Source organism: Halobellus salinus, assembly GCF_014646875.1.
In the GTDB taxonomy this organism is placed as follows: Archaea; Halobacteriota; Halobacteria; order Halobacteriales; family Haloferacaceae; genus Haloquadratum; species Haloquadratum salinum.
Window position 1 is genome coordinate 226,229 of sequence record NZ_BMOC01000003.1, and the last position, 19,091, is coordinate 245,319.

The window sequence follows — 19,091 nt, forward strand, 5'->3', positions numbered from 1 at the left end:
CACTCACTGTTCTCCGGGCTCGCCACCCATCCAGCTGCGGCTTCGCCAGGTGGCTCGCGGCGGTCACGCTCCGCCACCGACCCACCCTCGCCGGGGTCGGACCCGCTCACCCGTCCTCAACCAAGTCGTCGAACTCGGGGATGAGGTCGTCTGCGTCGTCGGTCGAGCCCGCATCGCTCGCGTCGTCGTCCGCGTCGTCAGAGCGCGTTTCGGTGTCGTCGTCCGCGTCGAGTTCCTCGACGGAGAGTACTTTCAACGGGACGTTCTCCAGCCGCTGGCCGATCTCCTTCCGGGCGATCCGGGAGGCGTGTTCCTCCTGTTCGACGTTGAACACGGTCATCTCCAACTCAAGGGCGACCAGGGCCTCGTCGGCCGCGATGAACGCCGGTGGGAGCTCCTCGCCGGTGGGAGAGCGCCGCGAGCCCATAGAGATCTCGACGTAGCTCAGATCGGGGTTGAGCATCCCGCCGGTCTTCGAGATGGCGATCCGGACGGCCTCGTCGGCGGTCGTCACGTCATACACCGGAATGGCGGCTTCGACGACGACGCTACAGTCCATACGCGAAAGTAGGGTCGCCGGTGGCATCAAAGGTTCGGCGACCGGGGCGCCGACGGCGCTCACTCGTCGCCGCGGGCCCGGAGGTAGTAAAACAGGTACGTCTGGGCGTACCCGGCGTACTCGCCGCCGAGTCGCTCCCGGAGCGCGCGCGATGTCTCCGCGTAGCTGCCGCGGTCGCAGTCGGGATAATACTCCTCGACCGCGGTGCGGATCCAGGTGTCGAGCGGGATCGCCTCCAGATATCCCAACGAGAACAGCAACACGCAGTCGGCGATCTTGTCCCCAACGCCGACAAACTGGGTCAGATACTCCCGGGCGGCCTCGTAGTCGAGCCCTGCCGCCTCGCTCGGGTGCGCCTCGCCGTCCGCGACCATCTCAGCCGTCCGTACGACGTAGGGCGCGCGGTAGCCGAGTTTGCGATCCCGGAGTTCGGCCTCGGTCCGGGCGGCCAACTGGTCCGGGGTAGGGAACGCGGGGGGCGTCTCGCCGTCGAGGTCGTACTCGGTCCCGAACGACTCCGCGAGTGCGACCGACATGCGGTGAACCCGGGCGACGCGCATCTGTGCCGAGCAGATGAACGAGATCAGACACGGGAACGGCGGGTCCCGGACCAGCCGCAGTCCGCGGTAGGCGTCGAACGCACGCCCGATCAGGTCGTCGTCGGGCGCGGCGTCGTAGATGGCGTCAAGGTCGTCGTCGAGCCGGAGTAGGTGGGTCAAAAGCGGCACGGGGTCGTCGGTCGCGACCCACTCCAGCCGGCCCTCGCGCTGGCGGACCCGGACCGCGATCGGATCCGTGGTGACGCCGTCGATGGGCGGTGCGACTGTCCGGTACCACGCGTCCCCGCTGCTGGCGTCCATCGAGTCGTACATCCGGCCGTCCGGGCGGTTCCAGAGGTACGATTGGCCGCTTTCGACGGTGGCTTGCAGATCGAACGGCCCCGCGACCTCCGAGAGCGGGATCGCGCCCGACTCCGTCGCGGCCGTCACGTCGGCACCGGGGGTAGATCCGGGATCGGGTGTCATCGGACAGTGTGAGGGACGGGCCGGGTATGCCGGTTTCGGTCGCGTGACTCCGGACCCCACGGCCGGGTTCGACGCGCGCCAGTGTCGACAGGCCGGGTCAGAGCCTGGAGATCCGTCCCTCGGTCTCCGGGGCGATGGGCGTCTGCTCCCGGATCCGGTCGATCACCAACTGTGCGAGTTCCGTCTCCCCGGCGTCGGTCCGCGTGGCCCCCGACAGCATGTCGTACCCGTCGCCGCCCTCGGCCACGAAGTTGTTCGTCCCGAGGGCGTAGGTCGCCTCAAGCTCCAGTTGATCGCCACCGACCGTGATGTCGGCCGGGGCGATTCGGTCGCCCGGTTCGGCCTCCGGATCCCAGGCGAACGCCAGCCCGCTGACCTGCGGGAACCGCCCCTCAAGGCTCCCGACATCGCTGACGCCGTTCTCCAAGGCGTCGTGAAGCGTCTGCCCGCTCACCTCCAGTTCGGTGGTCGTGTTGCCGAACGGGAGGATCTGGCGGACGAGCAGGTCGGTGAGGTCACCGGGCGGGTACAACGTCCCCGTCCGGATACCGCCGCCGTTCTGAAGCACGACATCGGCGTCGACGGCGGCGCTGATCGCGTCGGCCACGAAGTTGCCCATATTGGTCTCTTCGGTGCGGAGGTCCTCGTCCACGCAGTTGAGCGCGACCGTACTCTCGCCGATCACCTCGCTGTCGACCTGGCTCCGGTAGACGTCCGCGACCGCCTCAACGGCCTCGTTCGGTTCTGGACCCTCCTCGCTGACGTCGTACACCGCCCGGTCGTACGACTGGATCCCGTCGTCGCCGACCTCGAGCGTGACCTCGCCCAGGTAGTCGTACTCGTCGCCGACAAACGAGAGGACGGTGCCGTCGACCTCAACCGCCTCGTCGAACTGCTCGGCGGCGTCGTCCCCGACGATGACGTCGATGCCGTCAACGTTCGGGGCGATCTCGTTTCGCGCCAGGTCGTTGGAAACGTGTGACATCACGATCACCACTTCGGCGCCCTCGTCGCGCATCTGCGGCACGACTTCGCTGAGCGCGTTGACCGGGTCGCGAACCTCGGCGTCGCCGAGGCTCGTCACCTCCCTGGCCCGCGGGGTCAACACGCCCGTGATTCCCACCGAGACGCCGGCCATCTCGACGAGGTCGTAGCGCTCTGCGCCTTCCGCGCCGGCGAACGCCTCGCCGGCGGGCTCGTCGACGTTGGCGCTGACCCACAGGAAATCCTCTGTCTCGGAAACCCGGGTCCGGAGGACGTCGGGTCCGAAATCAAAGTCGTGGTTGCCGAAGGTGTCGTGGGTGAGGCCGCCGGCCTCAAATGGGTCGATGACGTGTCGGCCCTCGAACTCGGACGAGAGTGCCGACGAACCCAGGTCGTCACCGGCGCCCAGCCGCAACGTGCGATCCGGCTCGGTGAGGTCGTCCATCAGCCCGAAATAGCTCTCGATGTTCTCGTTGTCCTCGGCGCCGGCGGTCCCGAGCCGCCCGCCGACGTGGGTGTCGTGGAGCAACGTCAGCGACTCCGTCGGGACCGGTGTCGCCGTCTCTGTCGCCGTCTCGGTCGCGGCCTCGGTCGCGGCCTCGGTCGACGCGTCGGTGGTGCTGCCCCCGTCGCTGCCGCACCCGGCGATCGTCGCGGAGATCCCGGTGGCGCCGAAGAATTTGAGCAGCGACCGGCGTCGGAGTTCGTCGTCTGACATAACGGACCCAACGAGTCACGGCGTCCTTATCGGAGTTCGGATCGTAGAAAGAATTGCGAGATAGCCGGCGTTATTTGCATCGTTAGCGCCATATTTCCGAGGTATATCTGAAAAATGCGGCAGATACGGCAACACTATCCAGAAACGAACTCGACGCCCGTGATCTCGAACCGGGCCCCGCCGTCCGACCCATCCGTAGCACGGATCTGCCACCCGTGGGCGTTGACGGCTCGTTGGATGATGCTCAGGCCGAACCCGGTCCCGTCCGCCGACTGCGAGTAGCCCGCCTCGAAGATCTCCGCGCGCTTGTCAGCGGGGATCCCCGGGCCGTCGTCCTCGATGTAGAACCCGTTGTCCAGTCGACCAACCCGAACGTTCACGTCCGCCCCGCCGTGCTCGACGGAGTTCCGAAACAGGTTCTCGAACACCTGCTTGAGTCGGCTTCTATCCGCCCGGACGCGTCGGTCGACGGTTGTGTGCAACGCCCCCTCGTTGGTCTCTACGTTCTCCCAGCACCCGCCGATCATCGCGGCGAGGTCGACCGGCTGCGCGTCGGTCACCTCCCTGCCTTCCCGGGCCAGCGTCAGGAGGTCATCGATCAGCGCCTCCATCCGGTCGAGTGCCTGCTCAACCTGAGTTAAGTGGGTGCTGTCGCACTCCTCGGCGGCCAGTTCGAGCCGCCCGGTCGCGACGTTCAGCGGGTTCCGCAGGTCGTGTGAGACGACACTCGTGAACTCCTCAAGGCGCTCGTTCGTGCGCCTGATCGACTCGCGTTCGGTGATATTGATGTACATCGCAACCGTCCCGATGGTGTCGCCGTCGGCGGTGCGGCGGGGAACCGCGCGCAGGAGCGTCTCGACAACCTCGCCGTCGTGAGTGACGAGCTCGCGTTTCTCCGTCGTGAACTCGCCGTCGGCCGACCGGGTGTACCCCACGGAGAGCGGTCGCTCCGCTGGCGTGGGGGTGTAGAGCTCCGAGAGCTCGGTGCCGGTTATTGCGTCCGCATCGTAGCCGAGCGTCTCGACGAACTGACTGTTGCAGTCTTCGATGACCGGCCGACCGTCCTCCGAGCGGGTGAGAACCGTCATCACCGGAGCTTCCTCGAACAGCGTGTGGTACTGCAGCTCGTATTTTGCCGCGAGTTGCTCCAGTTCCTCGGTCTTCCGTTCCAACTGGCGCTCGCGTTCGATCCGGTCGGTGATGTCGCGGGCGATCCCGATGACCCCCGTTGTCGCGCCGTCGTCGTCGGTCATGCGGACCCCTCTGAACTCGTGGGGGACCTGCCGCCCATCGGCGGTCGTGATTTCGGCTTCAGTTACGTCTGACCCGTGGGCGAGGATCTCGCGGATCGAGTGGCTGATAACCTCGCGGTGCTCACCCTCGAAGAATTCGAGCGCGTTCATCGATTCGATCTCCTCGTCACTGTAGCCGGTTAGCTCGGCCAACGTGCTGTTCCACCGCCGGAAGCCGCCGTCGGTGTCGACGAAATAGAAGATGTCTCCCAGCGCATCGAGGCTTCGATCGATGAGCGTCTGCTCTTCGCGGAGTTCTTGTTCGCGCCGCTTCTGCTCGGTGATGTCCTGAAACTGGGAGAAGACGGCCACGACGTCCCCGTCCTCGTCGGTCACAACGCGGTTGTGCCACTCGCAGATGATACGGTCGCCGTCTTTCCGGATGTTCTTGTTGACGCTTCGGTACCCACCCCTGTTATTGAGAACGTCTGCCACGACATCTGCAACCGTGTCGCGGTCGGACTCGGGAACGATCTGCTCCCAGGACTGACCGAGCAGGTCGGCCTGGGTGTACCCGAGGGTGTCCGCCGCCGCGTCGTTCAGACGGACGAGGTTGAACTGTTCGTCCCACTCGATAACGCACAGCGGTGACTGCTCGAAAAACAGGGTGAGACGCTCCTCCCGCTCGGCGAGTTCGATCCGGGCGCGGTAGTTGTCGACCGCGTTCCTGATGCGGTTTGCAAGCACGGTGTACTGGCTGCTCCCGGTTTCTTTCTGTAGGTAGTCGGTGACGCCCGCCGAGATGGCGTCGCTGGCGATCTCCTCGCTCCCCTTGCCGGTGTAGAGAATGAACGGGAGGTCGGGATACTCCGCTCGGACGGCCTGGAGGAACTCGATCCCGTTCCGGGTTGGCATGTCGTAATCGGAGACAATGCAGTCGAAGCGTTCGCCGTCCAGCCGGGTGAGGGCCGCGTCGGTGCCCGTTTCGACCACCACGTCGAAGCAGTCGTTCTCGCGTTCGAGAAACGTCGCCGCCACCGCGGCGAATTCCGGATCGTCGTCCGCATAGAGAGTTCGGATAGATCCGTTGTGGGTGCGCATTAGACTTGTCTCGCGCACTACGTTCAAATTTGTTTCGAAAATCGACACATACAGCGGGTGAACCGCCACAAAGACGGACTCATCGGGGCCGTTCCGGGTGCTCCGCCGAAGTCGGGCGCGAGACCGGAGCTCTGAACCGCGCACAACCCCAGGTGCCGGTCACCACCTACACCGCGAACTGGTGCCCCACAGACCACGCCGGTCGTCACGCCTCGCGTCGGCCGCCGTGACCGGGGTAGTCCCGCTCGAACCGGGATTCGATCTCGTCGGCGTCAACCGAGACCACGACCGGGCGGCCGTGCGGGCAGGCGTAGGGGTTCGTACACCCGTCGAGCGCTTCGAGGAGGTCAACAACCGACCCCTCCGTGAGGGAGGTGTTACCGGTCACGGACGGATAACACGCCAGATCCGCGAGCAGTTCGTCGGTGACCGACGCCACCGCTGACTCGCCACCGTCGTTGCCCTCCGACACGAACGCCGACAACACCTCGCGCAGGAGCTCCGGGTCCAGCGCCGACGCGAACACCGCGGGGACGCTCCGGACCGCGACCGTGCGGTCGTCGATTCGGTCGGTCCGAAAGCCCAGTTCGGCGAGGGCGTCGCGGTACGCCGAAAACGCCGCCGCCTCCCGCGCGGTGAGTTCGACGTCGACGGACTCGGCGAGCGCCTGGGTTGTGACGCCGCCGCTGAGTTCGTTCTGCAGCCGCTCGTAGTTGACCCGCTCGTCGGCCGCGTGCTGGTCGATCAACACCAGCCCCGAGTCGGTCTCGGCGACGACGTAGGTGTCGTGGAGCCGGCCGAGCACCCGCATCGACGGCAACGAGTCGAAGTCGGGGTCGAGGGTGGCGGCGTCGCCGGTCAGGTCCCGCTGGACGGTGGGGCCGACAATCCCGGTGGTGGTCTCGGACGGGTGACCCCGCTCCCGCGCGGGACCCGTGTCGGAGTCGGCGTCGACGTCGGCGTCGGCGTCGACGTCGACGCTCGAGTGTGCGGAGTCGGTGTCGGCATCCGACCGCACGGCGCCGCCCGAGCGCCCGTGCTGACGGCTCCCGAGTCCGGCGCCGGACTCCGCGCTTCGATCACGCCGGTCGCCGGCCGCCGGAGCCGAACCGGAACCGCTTGAAGACACCGTCCACGCGCCGTCGCTCTCGGGGTCGACAGTCCGGGCGTCCCCGCTGTCATCCGGCGAGTCACCCGGTGAGTCGTCGTCCGACGCTACTCCCGCCGCGGGGTCGGAGTCGGCGGCGGAGCCCTCGACCGGAGGGCCGGACCCGCTGTCGTCGGCGCGCGTATCCGCGGTGTCAGCGTCGTCGCCGACGGTGCCCCGCCCCGTCGCCTCGCGGCCGGACGCCGACCCGTCGGTCCCGCCGTGGCCCGCGCCGCCGCGGACGTCCGAGTCCGGCGACTCGGGATCGATCTCGGTCTCGGCGGGTGCCGACCGGCCGCGCGGTGCGCCCGAGCGGATCAGCCCCTCCGCTAACAGCGCCTCGCGGACCGCGTCGGTGACGGCCCGCGTGACCGCAGCCTCCGCGTTGAGCCGTACCTCCATTTTCCGAGGGTGCACGTTAACGTCAACCGAGTCGGCGGGGAGGTCCACGAACAGCACCGCAAACGGATACCGGTCGGGTGCGAGTTGCCCGCCGTAGGCGTCGAGGACGGCCTTCCTGAGGACGCCCGCGGTGACGTACCGGCCGTTCACGAACGTCGAGAGGTAGTCGCGGGTGCTTCGGGTGGTCTCGGGGTGGCTGACGAGCCCCGAGATCGACTCAACGGGTGACGCGTCCGGGCTCACCCCCTCACCGTCGGCCTCGCCGTTCCCACCGTCGACGCGGCGCATCGCTTCTGCGACTTCCCGGCCGTACACCGACAACACCGCCGACCGGAGGTCCCCACGTCCTTCGGTGGCGAACACCTCGCGGTCGTCGTGCTCCAGGGAGATCGCGACATCCGGGTTCGCCAGCGCGTAGTGAGTGACGACGGTGTTGACGTGGTCGAACTCCGTCGGGGTCGTCTTCAGGAACTTCCGGCGCGCGGGGGTGTTATAAAACAGGTCTTCGACCGCGACAACCGTCCCCTCGGGACAGCCGGCGGGCCCGACCGCGGTCACCTCTCCGCCCTCAACCCGGAGTTCGGTCCCGGTGTCGCCGCCGCGGGGCTTGGTCCGGATGGTCACCCGCGAGACCGCGCCGATGGTGTGGAGCGCCTCCCCACGGAACCCGAGTGTGCCGACGCCGGCCTCAAGATCGTCGATGGTGTCGATCTTGCTGGTGGTGTGCTCCTCGACCGCGCGCTCAACCGCCGCGCGGTCCATACCCACGCCGTCGTCGCGGACGCGGATCCCCTCTGTTCCCCCGGCTTCGACCGCGACGGAGAGCCGGTCGGCGCCGGCGTCGAGGCTGTTCTCGACCAACTCCTTCACCACGGAGGCGGGGCGTTCGACCACCTCGCCCGCGGCGATCTGTGTCACTGTCCGGTCGTCGAGTTCTCGGATCGTCGGTGTCGACCCCGACGGATCGCCCCCGGTTCCTGACGGGTCGCGTTCCGGTGTGTCGCCGTCACCACCGCCGTCGCTCACGGGTCGTACACCTCCGTTGCGACCGCCACCGCGTGCTCCTGAGGGTCGCTCAGCCGTCCGACCGCGGTCTCCGGCGGGAGCCACGCGTAGTCGGTGTGTTCGTGGCTGAGCGTGACAGGGTCAGCTCCGGAACCGAGGTCGATCCCGTTCCCGTGGCCGGTGGGGTCACACCAGTAGTAGACCGCGAACCGTCCCTCGTCGGCGGCGTTCCGCCACGAGGTCGCGTGGACCGGGCGCCCCACGTCGGTGTCGAGCCCGGTCTCCTCGACGATCTCTCGGTGGACGCCCTCGACTGCGTTCTCGTCTGGTGCGAGCCGGCCGCCGGGGAGTTCCCACCCCCCGTCGCTCGCCCGCCGCACCACGAGTATCTCGCCACAGGGTGCGAAGACGGTACCCCGGAGGCTGATCGTGGCTTCGAGGTGGACGTCGGTCACGGTGATCCCCCTCGGATTCGGTCGACTGCGCGGTCCGGCCGCCCCGGATCGCTCGGGCGGCAGACCGGGTGCTCGTCGGCGCACATTTGTTACCTACTCCGTGGTGCGTGTGTCCCTAATCAGTACCGGTCAGACGGCCCCGACTCCCGGGCGGGCCGGCCTCACTCTCCGTCGGGGTCCTTCCCGTTGAGTTTCGCCTGCCACTCGGCGACCCGAGCCAGCAACTCCACCGGCGGCGTCTCGTCAACGTCCAAGCCGCGGAGCTCCGCCAGAACCGACTCCGCGGCGGGGTCGACGCCGCCGCCCGTGTGACGCTCCCCGCCGGCGTTGGGGTGTGGGCGTCTCCCGTTGTCGGCTGGAGCCCCCGACGCGTCGGTCGACGCCGCCCCGGCGTCGACGCTGGCATCGGTCCGGAACCCGCCGGCGTCGAGGTCGAACACGACCTGGTGGGTGTCGCCGGTGTCGGTGCCACCCCGACTGCCCCGGACGTCGATCGCCCCGTCGCCTCGAAGCCGCTCCAACACGCCGTCGGCCCGCGAGACCACCGGGGCGGGGACGCCCGCGAGGTCCGCGACGTGAACACCGTAGGACCTGTCGGCCGCCCCCGGCTCGATCGTCCGGAGAAACGTCACATCACTTCCAGGATCGTCGACACCCCGGGGCGACGCCCCGCCCGCAGACGACGGGCCCTGCCCGTCGTCGACCGCGACGTGGACGTTTGCGACCCGATCGAGGTGGTCTGCCAGTGCGGTGAGTTCGTGGTAGTGGGTCGCAAACAGCGTCTTCGCCCGCACCTCGTTGTGGAGGTACTCGGTTGCGGCCCACGCGATCGAGATGCCGTCGTAGGTCGCGGTGCCGCGGCCGACCTCGTCGAGGATCACGAGCGACTCCTCGGTCGCTGAGTGCAGGATGTTCGAGAGCTCCTGCATCTCCACCATGAACGTCGACCGCCCCTGTGCGAGTTCGTCGAGCGCGCCCACGCGGGTGTAGATCCCGTCGACGACGCCGACTGTGGCCGAGCGGGCGGGCACGAAGCTCCCGATCTGGGCGAGCAGCGTGATCAGCGCGGCCTGCCGGAGGTAGGTGGATTTCCCGCTCATGTTCGGCCCGGTGACGAGCAGGAATCCGGGGTCGGCGTCGTCCGGTGGCCCCTCAGCATCGATACCGTCACCGGCACCGGCGCCGGCACCGGCACCGGCACCGGCACCGGCACCCACACCACCTACCCGAAGGTCGTTGGGCACGAACTCGGTGGTCTGCTCGACCACGGGGTGGCGGCCCGCCTCGATCCGAAGCGGACCCGGGTCGACCACGTCGGGGCGGACCCAGTCGGCGCCGGCGGCGTGGGTCGCAAGCGACGCGAGGGCGTCGACCTCCGCCAGCGCGCGGCCGACGTCCTGGAGGAGTTCCGCACGGTCGGCGACGCAGTCACGAAGCGCACAGAACAGGTCGTACTCCAACTCGCCGCGGGCCTCCTCAAGGCGGAGGATCTCCCGCTCGCGCTCCTGGAGTTCGTCGGTCACGAACCGTTTTGAGTTTTTCAGCGTCTTGATTTCGCGATAGTGTTCGGGTACCCCGTCGGCGGCGGATTTCCCGACTTGGATGTAGTAACCGTCGGTCTTGTTCCGGTCGACGGTGACGTGGTTCAGGCCGTGAGTTCGCGACTCCCGCTCGGCGAGGGTGTCGATCCACTCGCTGGCCTCGCGGTGGTGTGCCAGCAACTCGTCGAGTTCGTCGTCGTGTCCGTCCTGGAAGAGCCCACCCTGCGTCACCGTCTTCGGCGGGTCGTCGGCGAGCGCGGTTTCGAGTTCCTCGCGCAGACGGGCGGCGGCCTCGCGGTCCGGGCGTGCCACGACCGCCGACAGCGGCGACTCCGAAAGCCGGGAGTCCGAAACCGCGTCGGCGACCGCCGGCAGGATCCCGAGGGTGTCCCGGATCGCGAGCAGGTCGGCGGCGTCGGCGCTCCCGGAGGCCGCTCGCGCCGCCAGGCGTTCGAGGTCGTACCCGCCGTCGAGGCACTCCCGGACGCGCTCGCGAGCCAGCGCCGCCGACGCCAGCGCTTCGACGCAGTCCAGCCGACGGGTCAGTTCCGATCGGTCGCGACGCGGCCGGGTCACCCACTCCCGGAGCAGCCGGCCACCCGGGCTGGTCACCGTGTGGTCGATTGTCCCTAGCAGGGTGTCGCCGGCGTCGCCTTGCATCGGCTCGACCAGTTCGAGGTTGCGCTGGGTGGTGGCGTCGAGGTCGAGGTGGTCGTCGGCTTCGAAGGTTCGGAACCGCGTCATCGACGGCAACACCCCGGCACCGGTCTCCGCGACGTACGCCAACACCGCGCCCGCCGCCCGGACCGCGGCGCCGGCGTCACCGAGGCCGACACTCGGCACCGTCTCCGACCCGAACTGGTCTTCCACCCGGTGTGTCGCCCGCCCCGGCGCGAACGCGTCGGCCTCGAACAGCGATACGGTGGCGTCGGTCTCCTCGCGCAGTCGCCGCACGAACGCGTCGTCGTCGCGGACCGCCGGTCCGGGCAGGATCTCCACGGGCCCGAACCGGTAGAGCTCCGAGAGCGCGTCGTCGGCGTCGGCGGCGGTGGCGACCAGGAACTGGCCGGTGGTCGCGTCCGCCAGCGCCAGGCCGATGTCCCCGTCAGCGTCGGTCGATCCGTCGACCACGGCAGCGGTGTACCGCGCGTCGGCGTCGTCGGTTTCGAGCAAGGTTCCGGGGGTGACGACCCGCGTGATCTCGCGGTAGTGATCCCCCGACTCGTCTTCGAACTGGTCGGCGACCGCGACGCGGTAGCCGCGTTCGACCAACGCCTTCAGGTAGGGTGTGAGGTCGTCGACCGGAACGCCCGCCATCGGGTACGACGAGCCGTGCGCGGACTTCTGAGAGATCTTCAGATCCAGCTCCGCGGCGACGAGTTCGGCGTCGTCGGCGAAGAACTCGTAGAAGTCGCCGCACTGCATCGTCAGGACGTCCGCATCAGTGCCGGACTTCAGCGAGAGGAACTCCTCGACGATCCCCTGGGAGGCCATACCCGAACCTGGACGTGGGGCGGATAAAACGCTACGGTCCAGCGGTTCGGGCGACGAGATTCCGGAGGGTCACCCGAGCGTTTATGTCCGATCCCGCGGCCACCCGGCGTGTGACGTAGGTGTCGCCCCACGCCGGGCAGCGGTTGTTCGGCACACCGGCGTGGGTTCGGAGTCCGTGCCGACTGTTCGCCACTACTTCAGGTCGCGGTTCAGTCGGCGCCGACCGCACACGCCGAGGTGTACTCGATGCCGTCGATCGAGTCCACGTGGTCGTCGCCGCAGATCGGGCACTCAGGGTTCCGCTGGTACGGCGCGGTCTCGAAGGTCATGTCCATCGCGTCGTAGAACAGTAGCCGGCCGACAAGCGGGTCGCCGGCGTCCAAGAGGAGCTTCACGGCCTCGGTGGCCTGGAGACAGCCCACGGTTCCCGGGAGGACGCCCAACACGCCCGTGGCCGCACAGTCGGGGACGGTCCCGGGCTCGGGCGCCTCGGGGAACAGACACCGGTAGCACGGCCCACCGGGTACGAGCGTCGTCACCTGTCCCTCGAACTTGTAGATCGCGCCGTGGGCGATCGGAACTCCCTGTAGCCGACAGAAGTCGTTGAGGAGATACCGGGTGGGGAAGTTATCGGAGGCGTCGACCACGACGTCGTGGCCGGGGACGATGTCGGCGACGTTCTCTTTTGTCACCCGGGTCCGGTGGGTCACCACGTCGATATCGGGGTTCAGATCGGCGACGAACGCCGAAGCGCTCTCGACTTTCGGCCGGCCGACATCGGCGTCGGCGTGGACGGTCTGTCGCTGGAGGTTGCTCCGTTCGACGACGTCGTCGTCGACGATCGTGAGGCGGCCGACGCCGGCCGCAGCGAGATACTGGATCACCGGTGATCCGAGCCCACCCGCCCCGACGACGAGCGCCCGCGAGTCCAGCAGCCGCTTCTGTCCCTCCGGGCCGACATCGTCCATAATGATGTGCCTGGAATATCGGTCCAACTGCGTGGAATCAAGCGAGAGTGACATGCTCGGTGTCCGGTGGTGGGCCCCGAACGACATAACTCCCCGTGAGACGGTGGACCGGCGGGTGGTGGTCGTTCTCGCGCCGCCGACCGCACGCGTTGGCTACTCCGCGCAGCAGGCTTCCGCCTCGTCGGCGTCGCCCTCGGCCGGGTGGGTGTTCGGCGCGTCGTCGGTGAGCTGATACAGGTTCTGTCGGGCGTCGGCGAAGTAGACGTCCTCGTCAACGACGTTGATCCCCTCAAGCCGTTCGAGCGCGTAGCGGACCGTCCGAGCCGACAGCATCGACTCCTGGACGATCCCCTTCTGTGTCAGCGGACCGCTGTATTCGAGCACTTTGAAAACCAACTTCGCGCTCGGCGGGAGGTCGCCGAGACTCTCCTGTTCTGCCTCTGCCATCGTCAAGATTCACACTCCCAACAGTCATAAACCTTCGTGAGTCGGCTCAAACCGGGGACCCACGGAGGGTCCCAACCGCGGTCGATGGGTTGGCCATCGGGCGATGGTCTCGCCTACGCTGCTTCGAGTTGGATCGACGGGCGGAACGGAACCGCGCTGTCACCGTCGGCCTCGACCTCAACGACCACTGTGGCGTTGAATTCGTCGCTCAGGAAGTCCGCCGCGTCCCGATAGATCGCCGCCTCGTCGAGACCCGCAAGCGTGTCGAGTTCGCCGCCGCCGCGGGCGCGGGCGAACTCGATCAGCTCCGAGACCAGGTCGTTAACCGCGTTCCCGCGTTCCCGAAGGTCGGGATCGCTCATCACCTGGCTCATCACCGCGCCCTGGTCCGCCCCGATCTCGGCGACGGTGTCGAAGACGCCGTGTTTCCAGCCGGCCGCGACGCGCACGCGGATCTGGTCGGGATCGGCCTCCGGGACGTCCTCGTCGGCGTTCCGGAGCGACTGCTGGATCCCCTGGATGTCGTCGACCAGCCGCTCGACCTGCGCTTCGGCGGCCTCAACGCCGCCGTCAAGGACCGCGTCGTCGACCTCGGGCCACGGCGCGTCCTCCGCAGGCGTCCCGGTCAGTCGCTCGTGGAGTTCGTTGGCGAGGAACGGCACGAACGGCGCCAACAGCCGGAGCCGGGTTTCGAGCACCGCCCGGAGCGTCCACCGCGCCGCCGGTCGGGAGCGGTCCGCCCGGCGACGGTACCACCGCAGATCCTCCTCGAAGTCGTAGAACGCCGCCTGGCTCGCGGTCCGGGTCTCCGACCCGTCGAGCGCCTCGGTCACGTCGGCGACCGTGCGCTGGAGCCGCGACAGCAGCCACCGGTCGGCGGTCGACAGCGCCGGCCGATCCTCGGGGCCGGGGTCGTCGATAATGTCTGTCGCACGAGTCCAGAACCGCTCCAGTTGGGTTCGAACCGAGTCGACCTGTTCGGTCCGCCAGTCGTAGTCCTGCCACGGCTCCGCGGAGTTGAGGAGGAAAAACCGGACCGTGTCCGCGCCGTACTCCTCGATCGCGGTGTCCGGCAGAACGACGTGCCCCTTCGACGACGACATCTTCTCGCCTTCGAGCAGGCCCATCCCCATGATCACGATCCCCGCGGGCCACTCGTCGGGATCGAACAGCTCCGCGTGGTGCAGTAAGTAGAACGTGAGGTGGTTCGAGATGAGGTCGTTGGCAGAGAACCGGTAGGTCACCGGATACCAGTACTGCCACTCTTTTCGGAGCTGCAGTGCCCGCTCGTCGGGGTCCTCAACCGCACTCTCGCCGTAGAACAGCGCGTCGAAAAAGTCCCGATCCAGGTCCTCAACGGGGATCTCGTCGAGCCGGTGGGCGATGGTGTAGTACGCCATGTAGATCGTCGAGTCCGACAGCGGCTCGATCACGAACTCGTCGTCCCACGGCAGCCGGGTGCCCAGCCCGTAGTTCCGGATGCAAGGCCACTCGTTCAGCCAGTCGATGGTGTGGTCGTACTCCCCGCGGGTGTTCTCGGGGATCGCCTCCATCCGGGAGACGGCGTCGTGGGCCTTCGCCGTCCACGCCTCGTCGTTGTACCGCAGGAACCAGGTGTCCTGTTCGGAGACGACGACGTCACCGCCGCACCGGCAGACGACCGCCTCGGAGAACTCACGCATCGTGTCGAACGCCCCCGACTCGCGGTGGGCGTCGCGGAACCGGCCGCGGACGTCCTCGACAACCTCGCCCGCGTGCTCGCCGTACTCGTCATTCAGGCGGCCGGTGTGGAACTCGGTGTTGTAGAGTTCGCGGGTGACCGCTTCGAGGGCGGGGTCGGTGCTCGATTCGATCTCGGCGTCCTCGACCGCGGTCTTCGCCGGTATCTCGCCGTACCCCTCGACCGAGAGGATGGGTACAGGGTCGATGGCGTCGACCTCGTCGGGGTCGATCCCGTACGCCGACAGGCGGTCGTGGTCGGCCGTCGCCTCCTGCAGTGCGAGGTAGTCGTCGGGGGAGTGCGCCGGCACCGACATCACCACGCCGGTGGCGTTCTCAGCGTCGACAAACGCTGCGGGCAGCACCAGCACCTCGTCGCCGGTCACGGGGTTTTCGACCCGCTGGCCCACCAGGTGCTCACCGGTGACAGTCCGCTTCGGCGTCACCTCGCGCCCCTGGAGCTGGAGCTTCTCGACGGCGGGCGCGGAGACGAACCACTCCTCGCCGTCGACGTCGGCGATCACGTAGCTGGCGTCGGGGTCGATGTAGGCGTTGGTGACGCCGCGGACCGTCTCGGGCCGGAGCGTCGCCATCGGGACGACGGTGTCGCCGTGGCCGAACCGGATCAGGGTGTACTCCTGGAACTCCGCCTCCTCGCCCTCGAGGAGGTCGTGAGTGGTGACGGGCTGTTGCTCGTTTGTGCAGTACTTCACGGGGTGGAGCCCCTTCTCCAGCAGCCCGCGCTCCTTCAGCGTCTCGTACTGCCAGGTGATGAACTTCGAGTAGCGGTCGTCGTTGGTGGTGAACTCCCGGCGCCAGTCGATCGACAGCCCCAGATCGTGCATCCCCTTTTTATAGTGGTTCTCGATGAAGTGTCGAGCGTACCCCATCGGCGTTTCCAGGTCTTTGAGGGTGTCCTCGGCGACGTTGTAGGTGTCTCGGAGGACCGACAGCTGATCCGCCTCGCCCGTCTTCAGCCGCTCGACCGCGCCGATGATCGGCGTGCCGGTGACGTGCCACGCGATCGGGAACAGGACGTTGTCGCCCTGCTGGCGTCGGTACCGGGCGTAGACGTCGGGGACGGTGTAGGTCCTGGCGTGGCCGATGTGCATCCCGCCGCTGGGGTACGGGTACGGGACGGTGATGAACGTGGGGTCGTCGGCGGCATCGGCGGCCTCGGCCGGATCCGCCTCGTAGCGGCCCTCCTCGGCCCACCGCTCCCGCCACCGCGCTTCGAGCGCTTGCGGGTCGTAGTCGCTCATATCTGTCCTCTGGCGACGCCGGGGTAAAATAGCATCTAACTCGGACGGGGTGAGTACCGGAGCGGGCGGTCACGCGATTCGATGGGTCCTCCGGCGCGTCGAAGGCACAAATCTAAAGCCGCCGGCCGACGGCTCGCCGGTATGCACGCGGACGCGGTCGTCCTCGACATCGACGGGGTACTGGTCGACGTGGCCGACTCCTACCGGCGCGCGATCGTGGAGTCGGTTGAGCGGCTGTACGGCCGGACGATCGACCGCGCCGACGTCCAGTATTTCAAGAACGTCGGTGGGTTCAATAACGACTGGGACGTGACCGACGCGGTTGCGCTGTACGTCCTCGCCGACGACCGCGACCCGCTCGCCCTCCCGGAGTTCACAGAGCGGGTCAAAAACACGGGCGGCGGCCTCGCTGCCGCGGAGTCGGTCGTCGCCGACCACCTCACACCCGACGACCTCGCCGCCGTCCGCGACGCCTGGGATTCGGCGGCCCTCCGAGACGCGTTCCAAGCGCTGTACCTCGGGAGCGACCTGTACCGGGACCTCGAGGGCGGCGACCCGCCGTTCGAGGCCCCGGGCTACATCCACGACGAGCCGGTGTTCGTCGACCCCGGCACGCTGGACCGGCTGGCGTCGGCCGCCAACGTGGGTGTCGTCACCGGCCGGCCGGCCGCGGAGGCCGACATCGCCCTGGACCGCGTCGGGCTCGCGATCCCCACCGACCACCGGTTCACGATGGACGACTGGGCGGCGGGAAAGCCCGACCCCGCGGCGCTGGTCACGCTGGCCGAGCGGTTCGACGCCGAGGTCGTCGCGTTTGCGGGCGACACTCTCGACGACGTGAAGACGGCCGTCAACGCCGCGGCGGAGGATCCGGATCGGAGCTACCGCGGGGTCGGGGTGCTCACCGGCGGGCTGACGGGCGAGGCGGGACGGGACGCGTTCAAGTCGGTCGGCGCCGACGCGGTCGTGGCGTCAGTCAGTGACCTGCCGGGGGTCGTGTTCGGCGACGGGGACGACGAGTGAGTCCCCTGGGCCCCAACAGGTACCCTTATTCCTCGGCTCCCGGAAATGGAACCGATGGATCTCATCCGCGTCGAACGCATCGCGTGGGCGACCGTCTTCGCCGCCGTAGTGGGGCTCGTGGTGGCGTTCGCGCTGATCCCCGACGGGGTCGGCGTGCCCCGGCCGGTCGTCGCGGCGGTTGTCTTCGCCGTCGTCGGACCGGTGGCCGTGCGGCTCGCGCGGAACGCGGCGTCGTCGAGTACGGCGTTCGGCGACCAGACCATCCAGTACGTTGTCTTCTTCATCGTCGCCGCGGGTGGGCAAGCGGGGCTGTCAGCACTGGGGTACGAGGGGGTCGGCCCCCGGCTGGCCGCGTTCGCCGCGGGGTGGCTGGCCGCGACGCGGGCGAAGCGGCTGAATCCCCGGCGGGGGGAGCAGCCGGTGTGATCGATTGTGACAGCGGAGCCGAGAGGGTAGCGGGGTGAGCCGCGTCCGCCGGAGGTTCATCCGGTTTGCGGCGGTCGTGGTCGCGGTCGATCTGGTCGGACTCGGCGCGTGGTCTCTGCTCCCACCCGAGACCGGGATCCGGACCGGGATCCTCTTCGGTACCCTGGTGACCGCGCCGCTGGTTGGGTTCCTGCTTGTCTACGCGCCGGCGGTGCCGGGGGCGGACACGTAGCGGCCGCCGCTGCAACCGGCGCGCGGATCGAACCCGGAGACACCGGCAGGGGTACCCGGTCACACAACCCTTTACCCCGGCGCAGCCCCACAGATTCGTATGCGAATCGCACTCCTGGGTGGAACCGGCGACGTCGGCGAGGGGCTCGCGCTCCGCTGGGGCTACCACTCCAGTCACGACGTCGTGGTCGGCTCCCGCGACCCAGACGACGCCCACGCCGCCGCCGACGAGTACGAGGCGACCCTGGACGCCCACGGTCGAGACGCGAAGTTCACCGGGTTCGAGAACGCGATGGCAGCCGACCGCGCCGACGTGGTCGTACTCGCGGTGCCGCCGTACCACGTCGCCGACACCGTCGAAGCGGTCGCCGACAGGCTCGACGCCGGCGACATCATCGTCACCCCAGCCGCGGGGCTCACGCGCGACGACGAGGGGTTCCACTACCACCCGCCGAGTGCGGGCAGCGTCACCGCGCTCGTCGCCGACGCCGCCCCCGACGGCGTTCCGGTGGTCGGCGCGTTCCACTCGCTCGCGGCGGGCCGACTCGCGGATCTCGACGCCGACCTCGACGTCGACACGCTGCTGCTCGCCGACGACGAGAGCGCCAAGGACACGGTCGCAGGACTCACAGAGGACATCGACGGGCTCCGGGCGCTCGACGCCGGCGGGCTCGCGAACGCCGCGGAGGTGGAATCGCTGACCCCGCTTCTGATCAACGTGGCACAGCGTAACGACGACCTCTGGGACCTCGGCGTCCGGTTCCAGTAGCCGAACGGTGCGGGTGCGGACAGGGTGTCCGTTGCACCAGCCCTTGCGAGACGATACCGTGGGGCAGAAACAATAATGAACTTTTATTATACTTGGGCGCTACCGTTCAGCCGATGATGGCGCTGGTACGTCTCGGATAGGGCGCGGACGGTGGGACAGCACACAGACTGCCACATATCAACTATCCGATGACGACACACGACAACGCCGACACGGACGAACAGTACACGACTGACAATCCGGACGCGACCGAAGCCGATTCCCCGACACGTGACGATCTGTCGGTGCCTATGGCGCCCCGTCACGGTCCCCGCCCCGCACACCTCATGTAAACTACCCCACCCTACTCCCTCGGCGCATACGCGCCTCGGTCCTTGAGCGTGGGGCTTTGATGTGGACTCCCGGCAATCAGTCACCAGCAATAGGCCGGTGACTCTCCCCGTTCAACATCCCACCATTCACACGCAGGTCTACTTCCGCGTCTCCGCTCCCCGACTTGGGCGAGGAACGGAGTCTGTGTGTCCGCTTTCGGGCGTACCGTAGCCCGATATTCTTCGCCGCATTATAATCCGCGTTCACCTCG

At 68.2% G+C, this 19,091-nt stretch carries 14 protein-coding genes and 1 pseudogene; 4 read left to right on the forward strand and 11 right to left on the reverse strand.

Annotated elements, in window-relative coordinates; all coding sequences use genetic code 11:
- Positions 1-106: 106 nt before the first annotated feature.
- The 10 genes from IEX72_RS04460 to leuS form a co-directional block, all read right to left on the reverse strand.
- Positions 107-559 carry a DUF555 domain-containing protein gene (locus IEX72_RS04460; RefSeq protein WP_188786176.1) on the reverse strand — a complete coding sequence of 151 codons (453 nt, stop codon included), beginning with the start codon at positions 557-559 and terminating at the stop codon, positions 107-109.
- Between the two features lie 59 nt (positions 560-618).
- Complete coding sequence (locus IEX72_RS04465) at positions 619-1,584, reverse strand: DNA-3-methyladenine glycosylase family protein (protein WP_188786177.1); 966 nt, start codon at positions 1,582-1,584, stop codon at positions 619-621.
- A gap of 97 nt (positions 1,585-1,681) precedes the next feature.
- Positions 1,682-3,286, reverse strand: coding sequence for a bifunctional metallophosphatase/5'-nucleotidase (locus IEX72_RS04470; protein WP_188786178.1), 1,605 nt, complete (start codon positions 3,284-3,286; stop codon positions 1,682-1,684).
- A gap of 134 nt (positions 3,287-3,420) precedes the next feature.
- The gene (locus IEX72_RS04475) at positions 3,421-5,619 is read right to left on the reverse strand and encodes a hybrid sensor histidine kinase/response regulator (RefSeq protein ID WP_188786179.1); all 2,199 of its coding nucleotides are present in this window, start codon (positions 5,617-5,619) and stop codon (positions 3,421-3,423) included.
- Positions 5,620-5,824: 205 nt separating this feature from the next.
- Positions 5,825-8,110 (reverse strand): DNA mismatch repair endonuclease MutL, encoded by a 2,286-nt coding sequence (mutL, locus tag IEX72_RS04480; protein ID WP_188786204.1) that lies wholly within the window; start codon positions 8,108-8,110, stop codon positions 5,825-5,827.
- An 80-nt stretch (positions 8,111-8,190) separates the two neighbouring features.
- Positions 8,191-8,628, reverse strand: coding sequence for an NUDIX hydrolase (locus tag IEX72_RS04485; RefSeq protein WP_188786180.1), 438 nt, complete (start codon positions 8,626-8,628; stop codon positions 8,191-8,193).
- Between the two features lie 161 nt (positions 8,629-8,789).
- Entirely contained in the window at positions 8,790-11,663 is a 2,874-nt protein-coding gene (mutS, locus tag IEX72_RS04490) for a DNA mismatch repair protein MutS (protein ID WP_188786181.1), read from the reverse strand.
- A gap of 209 nt (positions 11,664-11,872) precedes the next feature.
- Complete coding sequence (gene ubaA, locus IEX72_RS04495) at positions 11,873-12,685, reverse strand: SAMP-activating enzyme E1 (RefSeq protein ID WP_188786182.1); 813 nt, start codon at positions 12,683-12,685, stop codon at positions 11,873-11,875.
- Positions 12,686-12,784: 99 nt separating this feature from the next.
- Entirely contained in the window at positions 12,785-13,078 is a 294-nt protein-coding gene (locus IEX72_RS04500; RefSeq protein ID WP_188786183.1) for a MarR family transcriptional regulator, read from the reverse strand.
- Between the two features lie 113 nt (positions 13,079-13,191).
- Positions 13,192-16,059, reverse strand: a complete 2,868-nt coding sequence (gene leuS, locus IEX72_RS04505) for a leucine--tRNA ligase (RefSeq protein WP_188786184.1) — start codon at positions 16,057-16,059, stop codon at positions 13,192-13,194.
- Between the two features lie 141 nt (positions 16,060-16,200).
- On the opposite strand from leuS, the gene IEX72_RS04510 reads away from it, so the two are divergent.
- From IEX72_RS04510 to npdG, 4 genes are all read left to right on the forward strand, one after another.
- On the forward strand, positions 16,201-17,082 hold the full coding sequence (locus IEX72_RS04510; RefSeq protein ID WP_188786185.1) for a TIGR01548 family HAD-type hydrolase: 882 nt from the start codon (positions 16,201-16,203) through the stop codon (positions 17,080-17,082).
- A gap of 54 nt (positions 17,083-17,136) precedes the next feature.
- Complete coding sequence (locus IEX72_RS04515; RefSeq protein ID WP_188786186.1) at positions 17,137-17,508, forward strand: hypothetical protein; 372 nt, start codon at positions 17,137-17,139, stop codon at positions 17,506-17,508.
- 34 nt (positions 17,509-17,542) lie between these two features.
- Positions 17,543-17,740 (forward strand): hypothetical protein, encoded by a 198-nt coding sequence (locus tag IEX72_RS04520; RefSeq protein ID WP_188786187.1) that lies wholly within the window; start codon positions 17,543-17,545, stop codon positions 17,738-17,740.
- Between the two features lie 99 nt (positions 17,741-17,839).
- Positions 17,840-18,508 carry an NADPH-dependent F420 reductase gene (npdG, locus tag IEX72_RS04525; RefSeq protein ID WP_188786188.1) on the forward strand — a complete coding sequence of 223 codons (669 nt, stop codon included), beginning with the start codon at positions 17,840-17,842 and terminating at the stop codon, positions 18,506-18,508.
- Between the two features lie 408 nt (positions 18,509-18,916).
- On the opposite strand, the pseudogene IEX72_RS15155 reads toward npdG, so the two are convergent.
- Positions 18,917-19,091, reverse strand: a pseudogene (locus IEX72_RS15155) (RNA-guided endonuclease InsQ/TnpB family protein); the annotation flags it as partial.

Coding starts and splice junctions, on each gene's coding strand:
- IEX72_RS04475 (WP_188786179.1), bottom strand. CDS start 5,619: ATGCGCACCCACAACGGATCTATCCGAACTCTCTATGCGGACGACGAT.
- IEX72_RS04515 (WP_188786186.1), top strand. CDS start 17,137: ATGGATCTCATCCGCGTCGAACGCATCGCGTGGGCGACCGTCTTCGCC.
- mutS (WP_188786181.1), bottom strand. CDS start 11,663: ATGGCCTCCCAGGGGATCGTCGAGGAGTTCCTCTCGCTGAAGTCCGGC.
- IEX72_RS04510 (WP_188786185.1), top strand. CDS start 16,201: ATGCACGCGGACGCGGTCGTCCTCGACATCGACGGGGTACTGGTCGAC.
- IEX72_RS04500 (WP_188786183.1), bottom strand. CDS start 13,078: ATGGCAGAGGCAGAACAGGAGAGTCTCGGCGACCTCCCGCCGAGCGCG.
- IEX72_RS04470 (WP_188786178.1), bottom strand. CDS start 3,286: ATGTCAGACGACGAACTCCGACGCCGGTCGCTGCTCAAATTCTTCGGC.
- npdG (WP_188786188.1), top strand. CDS start 17,840: ATGCGAATCGCACTCCTGGGTGGAACCGGCGACGTCGGCGAGGGGCTC.
- IEX72_RS04465 (WP_188786177.1), bottom strand. CDS start 1,584: ATGACACCCGATCCCGGATCTACCCCCGGTGCCGACGTGACGGCCGCG.
- IEX72_RS04460 (WP_188786176.1), bottom strand. CDS start 559: ATGGACTGTAGCGTCGTCGTCGAAGCCGCCATTCCGGTGTATGACGTG.
- leuS (WP_188786184.1), bottom strand. CDS start 16,059: ATGAGCGACTACGACCCGCAAGCGCTCGAAGCGCGGTGGCGGGAGCGG.
- ubaA (WP_188786182.1), bottom strand. CDS start 12,685: ATGTCACTCTCGCTTGATTCCACGCAGTTGGACCGATATTCCAGGCAC.